The 19,588-nt window shown below is 38.8% G+C and carries 24 protein-coding genes, 1 tRNA gene and 1 CRISPR repeat array; of the genes, 24 read left to right on the top strand and 1 reads right to left on the bottom strand.

The annotated features are described in order from the left end of the window. The first annotated feature begins 163 nt into the window (after positions 1-163). A CRISPR array of direct repeats spans positions 164-2,036; the repeat unit is 30 nt; unit sequence GTGTAACCTATACATAGGATGTATTGAAAT. Positions 2,037-2,285: 249 nt separating this feature from the next. The 4 genes from EJN67_RS07755 (at position 2,286) to EJN67_RS07770 (ending at position 6,204) form a co-directional block, all read left to right on the top strand. Continuing rightward, positions 2,286-3,056 (top strand): hypothetical protein, encoded by a 771-nt coding sequence (locus tag EJN67_RS07755; protein ID WP_129723781.1) that lies wholly within the window; start codon positions 2,286-2,288, stop codon positions 3,054-3,056. A 140-nt stretch (positions 3,057-3,196) separates the two neighbouring features. Beyond that, on the top strand, positions 3,197-4,435 hold the full coding sequence (locus EJN67_RS07760) for a BaiN/RdsA family NAD(P)/FAD-dependent oxidoreductase (RefSeq protein ID WP_129723782.1): 1,239 nt from the start codon (positions 3,197-3,199) through the stop codon (positions 4,433-4,435). 16 nt (positions 4,436-4,451) lie between these two features. After that, positions 4,452-6,065 (top strand): NAD(P)/FAD-dependent oxidoreductase, encoded by a 1,614-nt coding sequence (locus tag EJN67_RS07765; protein WP_129723783.1) that lies wholly within the window; start codon positions 4,452-4,454, stop codon positions 6,063-6,065. Between the two features lie 63 nt (positions 6,066-6,128). Beyond that, a tRNA-Ala gene (locus EJN67_RS07770) sits at positions 6,129-6,204 on the top strand. Between the two features lie 658 nt (positions 6,205-6,862). On the opposite strand, the gene EJN67_RS07775 is transcribed toward EJN67_RS07770, so the two are convergent. Continuing rightward, positions 6,863-7,414: a TetR/AcrR family transcriptional regulator gene (locus EJN67_RS07775; RefSeq protein WP_129723784.1), complete on the bottom strand. Its 552-nt coding sequence runs from the start codon at positions 7,412-7,414 to the stop codon at positions 6,863-6,865. A 140-nt stretch (positions 7,415-7,554) separates the two neighbouring features. On the opposite strand from EJN67_RS07775, the gene EJN67_RS07780 reads away from it, so the two are divergent. The 20 genes from EJN67_RS07780 to EJN67_RS07870 all read left to right on the top strand — a co-directional run bounded on the left by EJN67_RS07780 (position 7,555) and on the right by EJN67_RS07870 (position 19,588). Then, positions 7,555-8,406: an EFR1 family ferrodoxin gene (locus EJN67_RS07780; protein WP_129723785.1), complete on the top strand. Its 852-nt coding sequence runs from the start codon at positions 7,555-7,557 to the stop codon at positions 8,404-8,406. A gap of 659 nt (positions 8,407-9,065) precedes the next feature. Continuing rightward, positions 9,066-9,392 (top strand): hypothetical protein, encoded by a 327-nt coding sequence (locus tag EJN67_RS07785; protein WP_129723786.1) that lies wholly within the window; start codon positions 9,066-9,068, stop codon positions 9,390-9,392. Continuing rightward, positions 9,347-9,520 carry a hypothetical protein gene (locus EJN67_RS14020; protein ID WP_165000797.1) on the top strand — a complete coding sequence of 58 codons (174 nt, stop codon included), beginning with the start codon at positions 9,347-9,349 and terminating at the stop codon, positions 9,518-9,520. The genes EJN67_RS07785 and EJN67_RS14020 overlap by 46 nt, the downstream gene beginning before the upstream one ends. Before the next feature lie 108 nt (positions 9,521-9,628). Next, a complete protein-coding gene (locus tag EJN67_RS07790; RefSeq protein ID WP_129723787.1) occupies positions 9,629-9,826 on the top strand; it encodes a phospholipase D-like domain-containing protein in 198 nt (65 codons plus the stop codon). Between the two features lie 498 nt (positions 9,827-10,324). Next, the gene (locus EJN67_RS07795) at positions 10,325-10,780 is read left to right on the top strand and encodes a MarR family winged helix-turn-helix transcriptional regulator (protein ID WP_129723788.1); all 456 of its coding nucleotides are present in this window, start codon (positions 10,325-10,327) and stop codon (positions 10,778-10,780) included. A 16-nt stretch (positions 10,781-10,796) separates the two neighbouring features. Further along, complete coding sequence (locus EJN67_RS07800) at positions 10,797-12,161, top strand: MATE family efflux transporter (RefSeq protein WP_129723789.1); 1,365 nt, start codon at positions 10,797-10,799, stop codon at positions 12,159-12,161. A gap of 139 nt (positions 12,162-12,300) precedes the next feature. Beyond that, positions 12,301-12,510 carry a zinc metallopeptidase gene (locus EJN67_RS14530; protein ID WP_243641258.1) on the top strand — a complete coding sequence of 70 codons (210 nt, stop codon included), beginning with the start codon at positions 12,301-12,303 and terminating at the stop codon, positions 12,508-12,510. Between the two features lie 391 nt (positions 12,511-12,901). Further along, positions 12,902-13,378 carry an RNA polymerase sigma factor gene (locus tag EJN67_RS07810; protein WP_129723790.1) on the top strand — a complete coding sequence of 159 codons (477 nt, stop codon included), beginning with the start codon at positions 12,902-12,904 and terminating at the stop codon, positions 13,376-13,378. Beyond that, a complete protein-coding gene (locus EJN67_RS07815; RefSeq protein WP_129723791.1) occupies positions 13,375-13,812 on the top strand; it encodes a DUF3955 domain-containing protein in 438 nt (145 codons plus the stop codon). Before EJN67_RS07810 ends, EJN67_RS07815 begins: the two co-directional genes overlap by 4 nt. 383 nt (positions 13,813-14,195) lie before the next feature. Further along, entirely contained in the window at positions 14,196-14,714 is a 519-nt protein-coding gene (locus EJN67_RS07820) for a hypothetical protein (protein ID WP_129723792.1), read from the top strand. Beyond that, on the top strand, positions 14,714-15,304 hold the full coding sequence (locus EJN67_RS07825; RefSeq protein ID WP_129723793.1) for a DUF1281 family ferredoxin-like fold protein: 591 nt from the start codon (positions 14,714-14,716) through the stop codon (positions 15,302-15,304). The genes EJN67_RS07820 and EJN67_RS07825 overlap by 1 nt, the downstream gene beginning before the upstream one ends. A gap of 64 nt (positions 15,305-15,368) precedes the next feature. Then, the gene (locus EJN67_RS07830; RefSeq protein ID WP_129723794.1) at positions 15,369-16,292 is read left to right on the top strand and encodes a DNA adenine methylase; all 924 of its coding nucleotides are present in this window, start codon (positions 15,369-15,371) and stop codon (positions 16,290-16,292) included. After that, positions 16,279-16,668 (top strand): hypothetical protein, encoded by a 390-nt coding sequence (locus EJN67_RS07835; protein WP_129723795.1) that lies wholly within the window; start codon positions 16,279-16,281, stop codon positions 16,666-16,668. Before EJN67_RS07830 ends, EJN67_RS07835 begins: the two co-directional genes overlap by 14 nt. A gap of 14 nt (positions 16,669-16,682) precedes the next feature. Further along, the gene (locus tag EJN67_RS07840) at positions 16,683-17,114 is read left to right on the top strand and encodes a hypothetical protein (protein ID WP_129723796.1); all 432 of its coding nucleotides are present in this window, start codon (positions 16,683-16,685) and stop codon (positions 17,112-17,114) included. Then, positions 17,104-17,388 (top strand): division/cell wall cluster transcriptional repressor MraZ, encoded by a 285-nt coding sequence (locus EJN67_RS07845; RefSeq protein ID WP_129723797.1) that lies wholly within the window; start codon positions 17,104-17,106, stop codon positions 17,386-17,388. The genes EJN67_RS07840 and EJN67_RS07845 overlap by 11 nt, the downstream gene beginning before the upstream one ends. Before the next feature lie 3 nt (positions 17,389-17,391). Further along, positions 17,392-17,952, top strand: a complete 561-nt coding sequence (locus tag EJN67_RS07850) for a hypothetical protein (protein ID WP_129723798.1) — start codon at positions 17,392-17,394, stop codon at positions 17,950-17,952. A 15-nt stretch (positions 17,953-17,967) separates the two neighbouring features. Next, positions 17,968-18,516, top strand: a complete 549-nt coding sequence (locus EJN67_RS07855; protein ID WP_129723799.1) for a YodL domain-containing protein — start codon at positions 17,968-17,970, stop codon at positions 18,514-18,516. A gap of 44 nt (positions 18,517-18,560) precedes the next feature. After that, entirely contained in the window at positions 18,561-18,902 is a 342-nt protein-coding gene (locus EJN67_RS07860; RefSeq protein WP_129723800.1) for a SpoVG family protein, read from the top strand. A gap of 46 nt (positions 18,903-18,948) precedes the next feature. Further along, positions 18,949-19,179: a DUF6133 family protein gene (locus EJN67_RS07865; RefSeq protein ID WP_129723801.1), complete on the top strand. Its 231-nt coding sequence runs from the start codon at positions 18,949-18,951 to the stop codon at positions 19,177-19,179. Next, the gene (locus EJN67_RS07870) at positions 19,169-19,588 is read left to right on the top strand and encodes a prepilin peptidase (RefSeq protein WP_129723802.1); all 420 of its coding nucleotides are present in this window, start codon (positions 19,169-19,171) and stop codon (positions 19,586-19,588) included. Before EJN67_RS07865 ends, EJN67_RS07870 begins: the two co-directional genes overlap by 11 nt.

Raw genomic sequence — 19,588 nt, forward strand, 5'->3', positions numbered from 1 at the left:
GAGCGTAGCGAAGTGCATTTTAGGCTTGACAACTTTGCTAAATGGTAAAATTTAAGATATTTTTCTTAATTATTATAGCGATTGACTTTCTGGAAGAAAAAGGTGCCAATAAAAACTTGACACACACTTCCATAATTGCTTAGTTGATTTACATATACAAATGGTGTAACCTATACATAGGATGTATTGAAATAAGTATAACGTGGCATAGCTTTAAAACAATTCGAGTGTAACCTATACATAGGATGTATTGAAATGCATTTAGAGACTGTGGGTTAATCTCTACATCTAATGTGTAACCTATACATAGGATGTATTGAAATATCAATGGAAGGGGAGAATGTTTCCATATCTTTTAGTGTAACCTATACATAGGATGTATTGAAATCCCTTGATGTCTAAGTCTTGCCTGTCGCTCCACATCGTGTAACCTATACATAGGATGTATTGAAATCTTGCAACTGTTTCCAAATCTGGCGAATTAATATAGTGTAACCTATACATAGGATGTATTGAAATCTAATCGTAAACATATTTAACGGTGGGGATGTGCCGGTGTAACCTATACATAGGATGTATTGAAATACTCGACACCTGCAATATCTGTGTCTTTTGTAAATAGTGTAACCTATACATAGGATGTATTGAAATTATAAACTTGTGGAAAGCGCCTTAACCTTTGATAGGTGTAACCTATACATAGGATGTATTGAAATAATGTAGTGCGGTGCATGTCCACACCGATTATATAAGTGTAACCTATACATAGGATGTATTGAAATCTGATTCTTTAAGGGAAGAAGCCAAAAAAGTAGGAAGTGTAACCTATACATAGGATGTATTGAAATTGTGCAAGAATGAGAATGTTTCAATCGGAAGGATTCGTGTAACCTATACATAGGATGTATTGAAATGCATGTAGCCCTAGACGGTGAAGGCCCTATTGATATGTGTAACCTATACATAGGATGTATTGAAATATGAAGTCTTTTACCACTACGAATCTCCCATATACTGTGTAACCTATACATAGGATGTATTGAAATACAAATGTAGTTAGCGTGGATGCAGATGCAGATTTAGTGTAACCTATACATAGGATGTATTGAAATATGAAAAATCTAAAGAAATGGTTAAGGGTATAAATGTGTAACCTATACATAGGATGTATTGAAATTTGATACTAGAGCAAGATTTATGTTTGGTAGAGAGCGTGTAACCTATACATAGGATGTATTGAAATACACTAGAAAGCCGAGTATCTACAGCAGAGCAAAAAGTGTAACCTATACATAGGATGTATTGAAATACTCCATTCTTTAAAGGAAATATTTGCGTTTTCTTGGTGTAACCTATACATAGGATGTATTGAAATATTTTTCGATGTCCTTTTCTAAGAATACGTTTTGTTGTGTAACCTATACATAGGATGTATTGAAATATAGTTCTGTACCTTCTACTATATTAAATACCCACTGTGTAACCTATACATAGGATGTATTGAAACAAGGTGGTGACTAGAGCAGATGGGTGCTGAAATGTAGTGTAACCTATACATAGGATGTATTGAAACATGCTATTAGACCAAACCAACCCGTTATATAAGTTAGTGTAACCTATACATAGGATGTATTGAAACACATTTGACTTTATTCCCAGATGGTAAGTGGGTTACGTGTAACCTATACATAGGATGTATTGAAACGGGAATCTAAAACATATAAGAAAGTTAGACAATGCTGTGTAACCTATACATAGGATGTATTGAAACTAATCTCACCAAATACGGCCGCTTTATCATCCCATTGTGTAACCTATACATAGGATGTATTGAAACTAAATTTAAACGAGATTTAGCAGAAGGCACATATAAAGTGTAACCTATACATAGGATGTATTGAAACTTTACTGTTTTTAATGGACTGCAATCAAAATTGTTAGTGTAACCTATACATAGGATGTATTGAAATGGATGAAAGTACAACCTTTTAGCATAAGGTGTATTGGTGTAACCTATACATAGGATGTATTGAAATATTTATTATGATTGCTCTTAATATTATTTTGCTGGTCTTTTCCTTCTAGATTATTTCCAGTATGCCGGTCTTTTATGTTTTAAATATCGGACAGTTTAATATTTTATCTTATCCATAATTATCAAAATGCTATAATAGCAGGTATATTTATAGCAAAGCTACTTTATAAAATAAAAGTTTGTAACAAACGACAAGTTTCAACATAATATGTATTAGGGGAAACCCACTTTTTAAGGAAGGAGTGCTATTATGGCAGATTTAGATAAATCCATGGAGAATATAAAAGAATCTAGTGAGCAAATAGCTAGTTCTTTAAATGATAAAGAAGAGTCCATTCATACAGTTAAGCCTGAAGTTTTATCTGAGATAAAAGAAGCTTTAGAGGATAAAGTAATAGCTGAATATGTAAGTGAGGACTTGAACGAAAGTGAAAAAATAGAGTTGAAAGGCTGTAGATGTGGTGATCCACAACAAAATCAAGAGACTCCTCAAGCATGTAGCAGGCTCGCTAATTTTTGCTGTATAAGGGATATTCCTGATGGATTGACGATAAGTTCTAGAATAACTGATTTTAGAGTGGTATATGATCCAAGGGGATTGAGATGCTGTGTTGAAGAAACCAATATGGATGTTACTCCGCCCACTGGATGCTCAGATTTAGAAATTCCAGTATTTGCAGTTCGTGTAGTCGGATGTATCCCTGTCAATATCAGTTTGTTAGCTTTTGAAAGCCGTTGTGGTGTTAATTTAGTTCCCTCTCCCTCTCAGGACAATAGAGTAGCGCTATGTTGCAAAACAACTGTTTGTGTTGACAATGTAATCTGTTATAGGGGTACACGAGCTCAGGCAGAAGCAGCATGTGCCTCAATTCGATCTAGCATCGCCTCAAATCCATGTACTAATGTTCCATTGGTATCTGCTGCGGCTCAAGCTTTTACTGTACCATTTGGTGCATGTTTTGATAGACCTAGGGTCTTGGCATTTACGGGGACATTTAGATTGCCTGCTTGCCCAGCATAAAATTTATCAAAGGCTGTATCAAACTAGGAATTAATTTCTAGCTCGATGCAGCTATTTTTTTATATTTTAAATGAATATTAGGATATGTTATACTACAAATAATAATATTATAAACTAATAGATATTGAGGTAAGGTGGATATGATTAAAGAAAGAAAACATGTAATCGTTATAGGTGGTGGGGCATCTGGTATGGTAGCAGCTATCTCAGCAAAGAGACAAGGAGCTGATGTTACAATACTAGAGAGAAATCCTCGAGTTGGAAAAAAGATACTTGCTACAGGAAATGGCAGATGTAATTTTACTAATATAAACACAGATATCAATTATTATAATGGTAATAATCCCAAATTTGCATATAGTGCATTATCCCAGTTTAGCGTTAACAATACTATTGATTTTTTTGAAAAGCTTGGAATAGCCCATAAAGTAGAGGATTTGGGTAAGGTATTTCCCATGTCAGATCAGGCGTCAAGTATTTTAGATGTATTATTATATGAATTAAATGAAATAGGGATTAGAGTAATATGCAATGCCTATGTTAAAAATATAGTAAAAGGTAATAAAGGATTTACAATTGAATTAGAGGATGGTTCGGTGTTTAAAGGAGATAGGGTAATTATAGCAGTAGGGGGTAAAGCTATGCCATCTACTGGTTCAGATGGTAATGGGTTTGAATTGGCGTCAAAATTAGGACATTCTGTTATAGACGTTTTCCCTGCTCTGGTTCAATTAAAACTTGAAGGATCATTTTTTAAGCAGATCCAGGGAGTTAAGTTTGTGGGTACGGCTGAAATCCTATATAATAATAGATCATTGGCAAAAGATAGGGGAGATATACTATTTGCCAATTATGGAATATCAGGTCCTCCTATCCTTCAAATTAGCAGAAAAGCGGGAGAGATCCTCAAAAATAACAAAAAGGCTATATTAAAGATAACAATTATTGATACAATTTCCCAAGGGGAACTTAGAGATATTATAATACGGCGATTTAAAAACAACCCTAAAAAGACGGTGGAATTTAGTCTTGTTGGTCTTATAAATAAAAGGCTTATTCCTGTGGTATTAAAAGAAGCAGGAATAACCAATCTCAAGTGTCCGGTTGCAAATATTTCCAATAAAGAGATTGATAATATAGTAAAAATATTAACGGATTGGAGATTTGAGGTAATAGGTACAAAAAGTTGGCCTAGTGCCCAGGTAACCGCAGGTGGTGTTAATACAAAGGAGATAGATCCAAACACTATGGAATCAAAAATAATGGAAGGTGTATTTTTTGCAGGTGAAATAATAGATATAGATGGACAATGCGGTGGATTCAATCTACAATGGGCGTGGTCGTCTGGATTTATTGCGGGACAGAATGCAGCATTGTAAAATTGGAGGTAGATAAATGATTAGGCTTTCAAATATAAAGATTAGTTTAAAGAAAATTAACGACAATAGGGATGAATTAGATCTTATAAGGCAAGCGGTATTAAAAAAACTCGGTATTAATGAAAAAGAACTTATTGGCTATGAAATATTTAAAAGATCCATTGATGCTAGGAAAAAAGATGACTTATACTACGTATATACGATTGATGTTAAAACACACAATGAGCAAAGGATACTCAGAAATCATAATCGTAAGGGAGTGATAAAAACTCCAGATATGGCTTACGAAGGTGTCAAGTTCGGGGAAGATAAGATGTCCTATCGTCCCGTGATCATAGGTATGGGGCCTGCAGGTCTTTTTGCTGGGTTAACCCTTTCAAAACTGGGTTATAGACCCATAATTCTTGAACGGGGAGAGGATGTTGATGCCAGAACTGATAAGATAGGTAATTTTTTGAGGGAAGGAATCCTTGATCCTGATAGCAATGTACAATTTGGAGAAGGGGGAGCAGGGACTTTTTCAGATGGCAAACTTACTACCCTTATAAATGATAAAAGATGTAGATTGGTATTGAATGAATTTGTAAAAGCAGGTGCACCGGAAGAAATATTATATATCAATAAGCCACATATTGGCACAGATATATTAAAATCCGTAATAAAGACCATTAGGCAAAGGATTATTGAAAATGGGGGAGAAGTAAGATTTAATGCTAAGGTAACAGATTTTATCATAGAGGATGATAAGCTAGAAGGTGTAATAATAAATGATTGTGAGAAGTTAGCATGTAATACTGCTTTGCTGGGAATAGGGCATAGTGCTCGTGATACTTTTCAAATCCTTTACAAGCGGGGGGTTCATATAACTCAAAAGCCGTTTTCAATTGGGGTAAGGATAGAGCATCCTCAGCATTTTATAGACATGGCTCAGTATTGCAGTTTTGCAAGGCATCCATGTCTTTGGGCAGCAGACTATAAGTTATCCTATCATTCAAAGAATGGACGATCAGCCTATACTTTTTGCATGTGTCCCGGAGGTTATGTAATAGCTGCTGCATCAGAGGATGGAGGAGTTGTTACAAATGGCATGAGTAAATATGCACGGGATGGAGAAAATGCCAATTCCGCTTTACTTGTAGGTGTAACACCAAATGACTTTGGCAGCTCTCATCCTTTGGCAGGGGTTGAATTTCAAAGGAGATGGGAACGGGCGGCTTATAAAATTTCAGGGGAAAATTATAGTGCACCGGTTCAGCTTATAGGGGATTTTCTTAAAGACAGGCCTAGTACGCAGTTTGGATCTGTAGAACCAACATATAAACCGGGTGTAAAATTTGTAGAGTTAAAATATTGCTTACCCGACTACGTAATAGCAACTATGAAAGAGGCCATTGTATATTTTGATGCAAAGATTAAAGGGTTTAACATGTCAGATGGCATTTTGACAGGTGTTGAGACAAGGAGTTCTTCTCCCATTCGAATAAATAGGGATGATGAGTACTTATCCAATATATCTGGTTTATATCCTATAGGAGAAGGTGCAGGCTATGCAGGAGGTATAATGTCATCGGCAGTTGACGGAATAAGGGTAGCAGAAAATATTGTATCTAAATATGCATCTTTTGTATAAAAAATATTACTGCATCCCCTATTGACAATATCAATGTCAGGGTTTACTATAGTTTTGTAGTATGGGGATGTAGTTCAGTTGGGAGAACGCTGCATTCGCATTGCAGGGGTCGTGGGTTCGACTCCCATCATCTCCACCAGAAGATTAGGTCAAAATAGATGCAGGGCTGAAAAACCCAGTATTTATGCGGCCTGACGAGGGTTTTGAATGAGAAATTCAGAACCCTCGTTTTTCATAGATGCACTCTACTTTTTTAGAAGAAAGTGGGATGTTTCTTTTTTTAGGCCGGAATCAATCCGGCAGACAATTTCATAAAGCCAATACCCTGTAGGGCAATTTAAAGCGGCTGTGTTCTTCGTAACTGAAAAACAAAGCCGCTTTTTTGTTGCCTGAAATCAAAAAGAAAGGATAGATGCACCATGAAAACTGAACTGCAAACCCTGCGGCTATTCAGCCCCCTCTTTCCCCGCATCTACAGAAGAAATGAATGTGGCGATATTCAAAATAATCTGGAGGATTTTAAGTGAATATGCAAATATGTTTTTGTTTTCTTAGGCGATGAGCTTAGGGAAATTTTTGTTACGGGGCTTATGCCAAGAAGAAGTGGGGTGATCTTTATTAAGAAATCTGATAGAGAAAAATGACGCAATTATTGCAGACGGACACGGTTATGAAACATATCGTTGCCCCAAATGGGGTGAATTATATGGACATTTTTTTCATTCATATACATTATCCAGATGGTAGCTTTGAAGTAGGATGCAAATGTACGAAATACAAATCGATCTTTGAAAGAGTTATAGAGAATATGGAAACACGAACTCCATAAGTTGCATTATTTCTTCGGGAGTCTTATCCATTCCACCTTCCGCCCACTTTAAGAGAATACTCAATAGGCCACCTGCGCTAAAAGCCATGGCATAGGACAATGCCTCGGTATTGTGAGCGAGTGGATGATTTCCTTTTATGATTTGAAAAACTTCAGGGAACAACCTTGAATATTGGTTCATAATAAATGGAAGCATTTCATTTCGTCTTAATAGTTCCAAGAAATTTCTATGCTCATACCAAAATTGAAAATAAAGCCTGATGGTAACAGCAAAGTGATGATCTGATTCTTGATTTAGTAATTGCAAAAATTCACTGAACAATTTATCCGTGTAGTATACTAAAATATCTTCTTTGGTCTCAAAAATGCGATAAAATGTTCGCCGGGATAAATCAGCTTTTGTCGCAATTTCTGTTATGCTTATGTTCTTAAATTCTTTTTCTTCCATTAAAACAAGCAAAGCGTTTGTTAACCATTCCCGGGACTGGATAGCAATAGGGTTAGTAATTTCTTGTATCATGAGCCGCCTCCTCTATTCAGTGTCACAAATCAGATGTTTTGTAGCACTTGTGCTGCGTACCTTGTCAATCTGTCTTAAATCAATTATACTTAAAAATACAAAATGTCACAAGTGTGACAAGGATGGGAGGTGAAGATATTATGCAGTCAGGTATGAAGAATAGAATCTTCTATTTTTCAGGAACTGGAAACAGCATGAGAGCAGCAATTGTTATTGCACAAGTGCTAGGGAATACTGAAATCATTTCTATGCGGTGCAATCCATCGGATGTTCCAGCTATCAATTCGGATATAGTTGGATTTGTTTTTCCAGTGTACCACTGGACTATATGTGAAGCCATACAGGAGTTTGTTTCTGATCTGGAAATCAATCCCAATGCCTATATTTTTGCTGTTTCAACACCCAGCTTTATCAACGGGTTTTCTTTTGAAGTACTGGATAAACTCCTAAAAGAGAAAGGTGCAAGATTGCAATACGGAAAAAGGATATTTTCTGTTGCAAATCTCTGTATTGTTTATCCTCCATTTCCCTTTCCAAAACTGCGTGTTCCTGCAACAGAGCGGAAGATTGCAAAGATATCTGGCATGATTCAGAAGAAAGCGACGAACACCTATGCGAAAGCTGGGTGGCTGACAAGGCTGATCTATCCGAAGATGATGCCGAAATATCGGGCTATACAAGCAGAAGTGGATAAAGGGTTTTCTGTTTCCGATGATTGTATTTCCTGTGGGATTTGCTCAAAAATTTGCCCGAAGAAAAATATTACAATGGAGAACTTACACCCCCTATTTTTGCATAATTGCAGTTGTTGTATGGCGTGTGTTTCTTTCTGTCCGGAAAAAGCAATCAAGTATCATTTACCGCCTGAACAGCTTGAAAAAATCAATACACCATTTATGCGTATGATGAAACTTCCAGATAAAAGGAAGCTGTATCATAATCCGTATATATCAGCGAATGATCTAATGATAGACCAGAAATATATTGACTAAGAGTATCAACGTTTTCTCTCCTTCATCTTTTTGGGCTATTGGGGTCACCTCGGGAAATGGTGTCCGAAGTAGATGAACTAAAATTGAAAAAGCGATGTCCACCCTCATGACGGTAAAAGAAAAAATAGTTGCTGCGCTGCGAAGGACACTTTGTTATATCTAAATGACAGATATTTACCATAGCGGCAGCTTTAAAATAATAATCAAAACTGTCGTTTATCTTTTTTAGAAAGGTATCCTGCCGCCAAGGAATAACCAGCTTGAAGCGTCATCATTATTATCCACTCAAGGCACGTTGAGAGTATAATTCTGATGACGTATTGTGGTTCGGAAAGCAAGAAATAGAAGTTGACCACAACATGTAGTGGTTTGAAGACGAAATAAGGGTCAAAAAACGGTAGAAGAACACCGTTTTTTGACCCTTGAAAATAGGCTAAAATATAGATGACATTGGATAATTTGAGTGATGGCAAGGACAAAAGTAGGAAAATCAGGTTGATAAATGAATGGTTGAATAAGATACTATAGATGAACATCAGTAGATAAGTGTGAAGCTAAGATTCCCTAAATAATTTATATTGATTTAGAATGAAATTATTAAGGTGCTTTTTAATGTCTTGGTTTGTAAAACTTAAAGATGTTGGTTTAAAAATGGAGAATTGTGGGAGAATGCTGTTTTTGAAGCCGAAGAAGATGGGATAATGGTTATTGACTGTCCTACAAATGAGCATACTGATTTTGTGTTTTCATCATATTATGATATATCTGATCCAAATAATGTATCTAAGTGTAACCCTGGGTACCCAGCAAGGTATGATATGGACTTTACACATGAAAGTGCAAAAAATATGATTTATGCACCAGCATCTTTTCGAACATTAGCCCAAGGACTTGTTGAAGGTGATTATTGCTATCGTTATGATGGAGTTGGAGGCCAAAGTTGGGCTGTTCCATATGTGGTGTACTGGCACTTGGTTGGCAGGTAAATCCTGAATTAGACGCAGACACTATGAAGAATCTCCTTTCTGAAACTAGCTGGATTAACGATAAAGGGCTTCATTTTATTAATCCGCCAGAATTCATAAAAGCTGTCCGTTCAGGTGGAATACAATAGCTACTTTTAAGACAATTCAATGCAATATGAGCAGAAAAGTTTAAAAACTATTTGCAAAGTAGAGAACTATAAAGATATAATAAAGATTTGAATACATTGAAATAATCAATCCACAGCAAAACGTATATATTCGATGATACTATAAGTGTGATAGGATCTTTTAATTTTGATGCAAGAAGTAGCTATATAAACAGTGAGTCTATGGTAGTCATTTCAAGTCGGGAATTTACAGAACAGTTAAAGGAAAATGTTCAAGTAGATTTAAATAAGAGTTTAATTATAGATAAAGATTATTCTTATATATAATGATAAAGTTCAGGAAGGTAAAGTCTCCGTATATAAAAAGATAATCATCGGTTTTTTATCTAAGATTACCTTGTTTTTAGAATACCTTCTGTAAAGTAGTGATTATATTATTTGTTTTCCTTTCTTTTAGATTAGATAGGAGAGGAGAAAGAAAATATAAAAGGGATACAATGATTTCTAATCAGTAAGTATAGATATTTCAAACATGAAAGTTGTAAAAGATAAGAAATAGGGAAAATAGTATATACATCTAAAATTTAATAATTAAAACAAAGAAGCGATCTTTAGGTAAACAATGAACCTAGAAAACTCGCTTTTTTTATGCCAAAAATAAAAGTTAAGAAAAATCTTTATGTTAAGTTTTATGTAAAATACAAAGTTACAAAGTTTTGTAGATAATGATAGACATGGGATTAGTGAAATTTGCATTGAAAAAGGGAAATAAATATGTTAATATAGTTCAATGATGAACTATATTAGAGAGTGAGGTGGGTTTAAATGAAAAATGAAATAGTTAATAATAAAAATAGTCTTTTTTTAATATTTAATTGGAAGCTAAAAAAGATGTATGAAAAAATGTTTTATCAGCTAACAGAGGAATTACAATTGACCCAAAATGAAATCGATGTACTTCTATTTTTGAATAATAATAGTCCACTTGATACTGCAAGGGATATAGCGAGATATCGTGCCATGTCAAAGTCTATGATATCAAAATCTGTAGATTCTTTATATAGAAAAGGTTTTTTATCATATGAGACAGATGAAACAGATAAAAGATGTATTCATCTAAAAATTAAACCAGTGGCTATTCCAATTGTAGAAAAATTACATGAGGCTCAAAAAGAGTTTTTTTATATTCTTACTTATAATATTACTAAAGAAGAATATAAAGCAATGGAAACAGTATTAAATAAGATGTATGCAAACATCATTGATCAATTTGACGAATGAAAAGGGGATAGAAGAAATGGAAAATAAACAACAAATGGAATTAGGGACTAAAAGTATAAGTAAATTACTTTTTAGTATGGCTATTCCTGCAATTACAGCACAGGTTATCAATCTTCTGTACAATATGATAGATAGAATGTATATTGGACATATTCCAGAAGTCGGGGCTACTGCCCTAACTGCAGTAGGTGTGACCATGCCAATCATTATGGTTATATCAGCATTTGCCGCTTTAGTTAGTATGGGTGGTGCGCCACGTTCTTCTATTATGATGGGAAAAGGAGATAAGGATACTGCCGAAAAAATACTTGGAAACTGTACCACTGCATTAGTATTGATTTCAGTCACATTAACAGCTGTAGGTTTGATATTTGGGGAGAAAATGTTAATGACATTTGGGGCTAGTGAAAATACTATAAAATATGCATTGGATTATTTAAATATCTATGCTTTTGGAACACTATTTGTGCAACTTGCTTTAGGTCTCAATGCATTTATTACTGCACAGGGATTTGCTAAAATGAGTATGCTTACAGTATTAGTTGGTGCAGTATTAAACATTATATTAGACCCTATTTTTATCTTTGGATTTAATATGGGAGTAAAAGGTGCAGCTTTAGCAACAGTAATATCACAAGGAGTTTCTGCATTATTGGTTATGAAATTTCTTACAGGAAATAAAACCTTATTAAAAATCAAGAAAGAATATTTAAAGATAGACTTTAAGGTATTATTACCTTGTATTGCCCTTGGACTATCACCATTTATTATGCAATCAACAGAAAGCATTTTAGCCATATCATTTAATACATCTTTACTTAAATATGGTGGAGATTTAGCAGTAGGGGCTATGACTATCCTATCAAGTGTTATGCAGTTTTCTATGCTACCATTAGTTGGACTTACCCAAGGAGCTACACCAATTATTAGTTTTAACTATGGAGCAGGTAATGGTAAGAGGGTTAAGGAAGCATTTTTGTTACTACTTAAGATATCTTTGATTTATTCAATAGGATTGTGGGCAATCACAATGTTATCACCACAAATATTTGCTAAAATGTTTACGAAGGATGCTGAATTGATTAATATTTCTATTAAAGCAATGAGAATTTATATGGCTGCTTCTTTGCTATTTGGAATTCAAATTAGTTGCCAACAGACTTTTATTGCCTTGGGAAATGCAAAGACATCTGTATTTTTAGCTATTTTGCGTAAAATAATCCTTTTAATTCCTCTAATATATATATTACCTTTATTCTTACAAAATAAGGTCAATGCAGTATTTTTAGCAGAGCCAATAGCTGATATTATTGCTGTTACAGTAACCAGTATACTATTTACTATTCAGTTTAAAAGCGTATTAAGGGAACTGGATTACTAAAAACTTTAAATCAAGGAGTGATGACAATGTTTTATCCTTTTAGTTATTTTAGATTTGATCCAACCATGATTATTTTAATTCCGGCAGTATTTTAACGATTTATGCTCAAAGTAAGGTACAATCAAACTTTAACAAATACTTGAGAGTACCAACAAATAGAGGATATACAGGAGTTCAAGTTGCAAGAAGATTATTAGATCAACATGGTTTGCAAAATATACCAATTGAACTTTCAAGAGGTAAGTTAAGTGATCATTATGATCCAACAAAAGGAATATTAAGACTATCTCAAGAAGTGAATTATAAAGAAAAGAGTAGACAGAACTTAGCAAATAAATGGTTTGCATAAACAGGAATCCAGAAGTATCTACTTCCACCAAGGGGCTAATATCAACCTATGACATCATTATTATCCTCTCAAGGCACGTTAAGAGGATAATAACGATGACGTATTATGGTTCAGAGGACAAAATGTAGGATTTTACTACAATATGTTGTCGTCGAAGGACAAAAATAGGCAAAAATATAGATGACATTGGATAATTTGAGTGATGACAGAAGAAAATTAAATAATCAGAAGGGGTAGTTATGATTTTATATGATGGTATATCCAGTGGAATAGTGAAATATGTTTATTCTTTATTGAGCTATTTAATTTTGCAGGTAGTGCAATAAATTTTTGTGAAATGTTGTAACGAAATACGATTATGATAGTCTTATATATGAAGGGCGGTGAGAATGTGACGGAATTTGAAGAAATATACTCTGAATACTTCAAGGATGTATATAGATATGTATTATGTCTTTCTAAAAATGAAAGTATTGCAGAGGATATAACACAAGAAACTTTTTTTAAAGCATTAAAAAACATTGATAGCTTTAAAGGAAATTGTAAGATGAGTGTTTGGCTCTGCCAAATTGCTAAAAACTCATATTTTTCATATTTAAAGAAAGAACAAAACAACTTTGAAAGAGTTGAAGATATAGCCGATGTTTTTGACAGTGATTTTAAACAAATATTAGTTGACGATGAAAGTGTATTTGAAATTCATAAAGTACTCCATAATTTAGAAGAACCGTATAAAGAAGTATTTACATTGCGTTTTTTTGGAGAACTATCATTTTTAAAAATAGCCGAATTGTTTGGGAAAACAGAAAGCTGGGCAAGAGTCACATATCATCGTGCAAGAATAAAGTTAAAGGAGAGGTTAATATGAGACTATCATGTGAAGTTATTAGAGATCTGTTACCATTGTATTATGATAAGGTCTGTAGTAAAGAAAGTTCTTCGTTGATAGAAGAGCACTTAGCCGAATGTCCACAATGCGTAGATGAATTGCAAAAACTTAAAATGGATTTCGAGAATCCAACTATTTCAGATGGGAAGATGAGATTAATGGAAAATATTTCAGCAAAATGGAAAAAGGATAAGAGGGTTTCATTTACAAAAGGTTCCATGTTGGTTTCGGCTTTAGCAGCTGTGATTTGCTTCATTGCCTATAATGTTATAGGTGCAAAAGTTTTGCCAGACGGAACATTGGTTGAGCCATTCGCGCTAATACCAATCGGATATATATTTATTTTAGTGTTTATCATTTCACTAATATGTAACTTTGTACTTTTAAAGAAGTACAAAATTAAGATTAAGTAAAATGGGCATAAAGTGCTCTGTTTTATATAAAACAAAATATAGAAACTTAGAAGACGAAGTCTTCGGTCAACTTATGATCGATAGGCTTCGCCTTTTTTATTTCATCATGTACTTTAATAAAAAAGATATTAATTTATGGGATATATCGCCAAGATACACCGCAGTCATATTTCTTCTTACTGCTAATGAAAGGCTTTGGAACTCCCAGAACATACAGTAAGTCTAATGGATTTGATTTTAATAAGACTAATCTTAAAGAAATTTGTAGTTGTTTTATAAGAAATTAAATACAGAAATCTAAAGAGGCAAAGTCTTCGGTCAGCTTTATGACTGATAGGCTTCGCCTTTTTTTTATACCAAAACACAGAAAGGAAGAATACAATATGAAAAATGAAATGCAAACCCTACGGTTATTCAGTCCCCTCTTTCCCCATATCTACAGAAAGAATGAATGGGGCGATATTGAGGATTACCGGGAAGATTTAACCGCCAGTGAGGTTTTGGAATACGAGGATGAAATTCTCGCCCTCATTCAGAAAGAGAGGCTCCCCAGCGAGGGTGACCGTGGCCTCGCTGTTTACCTTGATGATGATCTTAGCCGAAAGGTATATAGCATCAATCCCTCAGTGGAGGAATGGAATGGCGAGCTGTGGGGAGTTACCGAGGTGCAAGCCCACGGGGAGCTTTCTCCCTCTGAGCTTGCAGAGCTTACCGACTGGCTGTCCGGGCAATTTTCAGACGGCTGGGGCGAGGGGCTGGAGCAAAGGGAAATCGAAGTATATGACGGTGAGCTGTATGTCAGCTTTTGGGATAGCAGCAACCGCTTCTTTATCAAGCCGGAGGACGAGCTGAAAGGCAATCAATCCTTCGGTTTTGAAATGACGATGGGAGGAATGAGCTAATGCCAAATCATGTAACCAATATTTTAAGAGTATCCGGCGATCCAGATAAGGTTAGCGCCATGTTTTATGCCATCAAGAACGAAGAAATCGGTCTTGGCAGCATTGACTTCAACAAGGTTATTCCTATGCCTAATCATATCTTTCAGGGGAATCTCGGTATGGCTGAGCGTGTAAAGTACGGCAAAGACAACTGGTATGATTGGTCTATTGCTAATTGGGGAACCAAGTGGAACAGCTATGGCTATGATACCGAGTATACCTCAAAAGAATTTGATGGCGAGCATATCGAATTCCAAACCGCATGGAGCTATCCTGACCCAATCATTGCAGCCTTGGCTAAGCGGTACCCTAATCTCAGCTTTGAGGTGAAATGGGCAGATGAGGACTTCGGCTACAATGTCGGACGCAAAGAATTTGAAAACGGCGAGGAAATATTCAGCCATACCCCTCCCGGCGGTTCCAAGGAAGCACTGGAACTGGCCGCAGAGGTTCACGGATGGGATCTGGCTGAGGAAGGTTATCTTTATAACGAAAAAACCGGCGAATATGAATACCATAATCCAAATGAGTCGATGTCACTGAAAATGTAAGTGATGATCGGCTCTTTTCTTTTTCCGAGGGAGGTGATGGAATATCAATAGCTTTATCAGCTGGGTGGGCGGTAAAAAAGCCCTCCGCAATATTATTTATCGGCTCTTCCCCAAGGATTTCGGCAGATACATTGAAGTCTTTGGCGGCGGGGGCTGGGTTCTGTTCGGCAGGCCTCCTGACTGTAAGGGTATGGAAGTCTACAACGACTTCAATGGCAACCTGACCAACCTATTCTACTGCGTAAAGAACAGGCCGCTGGCGTTCCTCAAGCAGCTGGGCTTCCTGCCCCTTAACTCACGATATGAATTCAATGTACTGCGCCAGTTCTTTGAAAAGGATGAATTCGATACCGAATATCTGCAGGAAGAACTGGAGCTGGCGCAGCATAACCTCCCGCCGCCTGCATTTGAGGAACTTAAGGCCATCCTGCTGGAGCAGGCCGAGCCAAGCGATGTGTGGCGGGCGGCTGCATTTTTCAAGCTCATCCGCTACAGCTACGGCAGCGGCTGCACCTCATACGGCTGCCAGCCCTTTGATATCAGAAAGGTATTCGCCGTTATATGGGAGGCATCAAGGCGACTTGCAAACACGGTGGTGGAAAATAAGGACTTTGAGGCGTTGATCCGGCAGTATGACCGTGATGATGCCTTTTTTTATTGTGATCCGCCCTATTACATGACCGAGGGACATTATGCGGTGGAGTTTCTCAAAACCGACCACCAGCGGCTCCGGGATACGCTGGCAGGTTGCAAAGGAAAATGGATGGTTTCCTACAACGACTGCGAATTCATCCGGGAACTGTATCAGGATTACACCATCACTCCGGTCACCCGCCTGAACAATCTGGCGCAGCGGTATGACGGAGGCTGCGAGTACCCGGAAGTTATCATTACCAACTACGACCCCAAGGAACGGGAAAATGATATGTTCCAGATGAATTTGTTTGACCTTTGTTTTGGAGGTGAGGGTGAAAATGACAGCGATTGAGAAAATGAGATGGGCAAAAGCCATGCTGGAGGAAGAAAGCGGCGGTATCTATCAGTTTGTGGTAGGCAATGTGAATGACGACCTGTATTTGCGATGCGGGGATCGTGCCAACGCAGGGCTGCATCTGACCGTGCAGCAAAACAGAAAAACCGGCAACTATGACTGTATTTTCAAGGGATACATCCGCACGAGCAGCGGCTATCACAACGCCAAAGGCATACAGAAGCTGGCTGACGAGTACAAGCAGGCCGCATATTTTCTCCGAGAAATGGAGATCGCCAATATCTCCCTGACCGAGGATGAGCTTCGCACCTTTGTGGCTGAGCTGAAATCGGTAGATGAACAACAAATCAACGCCCCGCAGATGGGGATGTAAAGGAGGCTTACACTATGAAAATCATTGAAACCAAGGGCAGGATTGCCGATAACGGCAGCATCGTCCTGCCGCCCGGTGTTTTGGAAACCATGTGCGTCACTGCTGGTGATACCGTGCATCTGGCGTACCTGTCCCATCACCCGGTAAAGGAGATCAACAGCTACGGGGAGTTTTTTCTCACCAAGGACGGTATCGACCATGTAACCGAACCGGTGGAAGCGCCGGAATCGGCAGAGCTATCGGTGCCTCATGTGCTTTTGGAGGCGGCAGGGATTCCGCTGGATGACGATCTGGACATCCGCTGTGAGGACGGCGCTATCATCATCGGCAGTGCCGATCCCGTAAAGCAGCTGCCGCCCCAGCTCATGGAACTGTTTGACAGCCTCGGCGTGAACCATGACACCATCTGCTGTGTGCTGGAGGGAGGTGGGGAGGATGAAGAATAAACCTATCTACAAGCTGATGGACGGCAAAGGCCGTGTGCTGATTCCCAAGGAGCTGCGCACCGCCAGCGGCATGGATTACGGCGATATCGTGCGCCTTAATATATCCAACGGCATGGTCAGTGTACAAAAGGTGGATATCATCGAAATCGGCGATCAGTCTCCGGAGGCGGTGGAGGCCTATGTCCGTGCGGCATTTAAGACCATGCCGGACGATACAAGACTCTCCCTCATTTCCGACCTGACTGCCCTGCTGCAGCAGAAAAAGGAGGGCTAACGGATGGAAAGGAAATCTCTATTTACTGACAAAGACTGTTCGGCAACAGGCTTAAACTGCAGCATTCATGGGAAAGTTGTTGTATTGAGTCAGGACAATCCGGAACGGCAGCTGTACTTTTGCCTCTGCGGAAACGGAGCTGGTGCCAATCCAAGCGGCTGTGCTGTCTTTTTAGTATCGCTCCGTACCGGGGAGTTTGCCCTGAAAAAACGCAGTGAAGTCATCGGCATACTGAAGCCGGAGCTTCTGCCAGACAGCGCCAAGCTTCAGCTCTCTCAAATCAGACCGGTGGGAGCGCTGGATTTAAAGAATTATGAGCCAAAATACAGCGGCTACAGCTTTCTGCCCGATGGCCGCTATGCTTCCGGCGTGTGGCTCTGCACCGAACAGGAAGCGCTGGATTATGTGGAGATGCAGAAGCCTTACCAGCATCGCATCATGATCTGCGACCGGGATGATTTTTGTGTGATGGAGCTACAGGAGGGCAGGCTTCTCCATCCCACAGAGGAAGCAATAGAGGCCTTCCGGCAGGCGTCGGGGAACGGGGGTCTTACTATGACGTAAAGGAGGCACAAGCTCATGCGAAATATCCGGATGGAAAAGGATATCATCTTGTACTACGGCAACCCTGCCGGTTATGTCAGCGGCGACAAGGCGGTGGTTGATCCCCTGTTCGAATCAGAGGAACTGAAAGCCTTTCTTAGCCGCCAAAAGGATATCAGCGAGGTGAAATGGACGGACGGCATATACGACCGTCTTGTGAATGGTCAGCGGGATAACCAGGAACTTACCCTGCTGAAAAGCTGCCGTGTATGGCAGCTAAAGCCCGAATCGGATCTCCGGATGCGCTTCATCAGCCTTGCGGATTTCTGCAAGAAGTTCGGCGAACCCAAAATATCCGATTACCAGACAGTCTATGACGGCGAGGTAGAAACCAACGATCTGGAGGCGCTCTACACCAAATTCAATACAGCTCACCCTCCCGGTTATGTAGGGCATTCCCTGTCCATGTCAGATGTGCTGGAGCTGTACGATGAAAACGGTAGCAGCTTCTACTACTGCGACCGCTTCGGCTTTCAGGAAATCGGCTTTGCACCACCGGCGCAGAGCCAAACCATGCAGCTCTAAAGGGGCTGTTTTTTATTATCAAAATGCGAAAGGAGAAAGAAATCATGCCTGATGTAGATGTAAAAATTAATTCCATGTACCCGCCAGGTACCAGCGGCAACATCCGTGCCTACGCTTCAGCAACGGTGGACGGCTGTCTCGGCATCCGGGGCATCAAGGTGGTGGAGGGAGGCCGTGACGGTCTCTTTGTTTCCATGCCAAGCCGCAAGACCGAAAACGGCTACAAGGAAATCTGCTTCCCCGTGACCAAGGAGTTCCGAGAACAGCTCCACAAGGCAGTACTGGACAGCTACCAGCAGGCCGTATCCATGAACCAAGCCTCGGTGCAGCCGCAAGAAGCTGCACCAGAACAGTCCCAGCCGCCCATGCAGATGGGCGGTATGTAAATACCCCGTCAACCCAATAACAAAAACATTTTGGAGGTAAAATACCATGAAAAAAATAATGAACAAGATTACCTATAAGGCGAATATGCTGGCAGTCAGGGCAAGAACGCCGCTCACCAACAACCGTGGGGAGGGCTTCGTAGATACAGCCATTAAGATTTTAATGGCTGTGGTCATCGGTGCTCTGGTGCTGGCCGGATTGTATCTGCTCTTCGACCAGACCGTGCTACCCACCCTCACCCAGCGTATCAAAGAAATGTTCAACTATGCCGGATAAGCTGGCCGCTGCGCAAGCGGTCTTTTTTATTGCCCTATTGTGTTCGGCATCGGCGATTGACTTTGCGAAACGCATTATTCCCAACTGGCTTAGTATCGCTATTGCCACTATTTCCATATTGGATTTTACACCAGTTAAAATGCTGGGAATCCTTGTTGCCCTGCCGTTTTTAGTGGCAGCAATATTCTGTGGTGGCATGGGCGGCGGCGATATCAAGCTGATGGCGGCCTGCGGTCTTGTGCTGGGGCTTCCAAAAGGATTGCTTGCGGCAACTGCAGGATTAAGCCTGCTGCTGCTCTACGTGGTAGTGTATCGGATTTTTTGCAAGGTGCAAAGACGGGAGGCGCAAAACGCCTTCCCTCTTGCACCTTTTTTATCGGCGGGCTGTCTGCTCGCTTACTTCATTTAA

This window comes from Xylanivirga thermophila (genome assembly GCF_004138105.1).
GTDB classification, from domain to species: Bacteria; Bacillota; Clostridia; order Caldicoprobacterales; family Xylanivirgaceae; genus Xylanivirga; species Xylanivirga thermophila.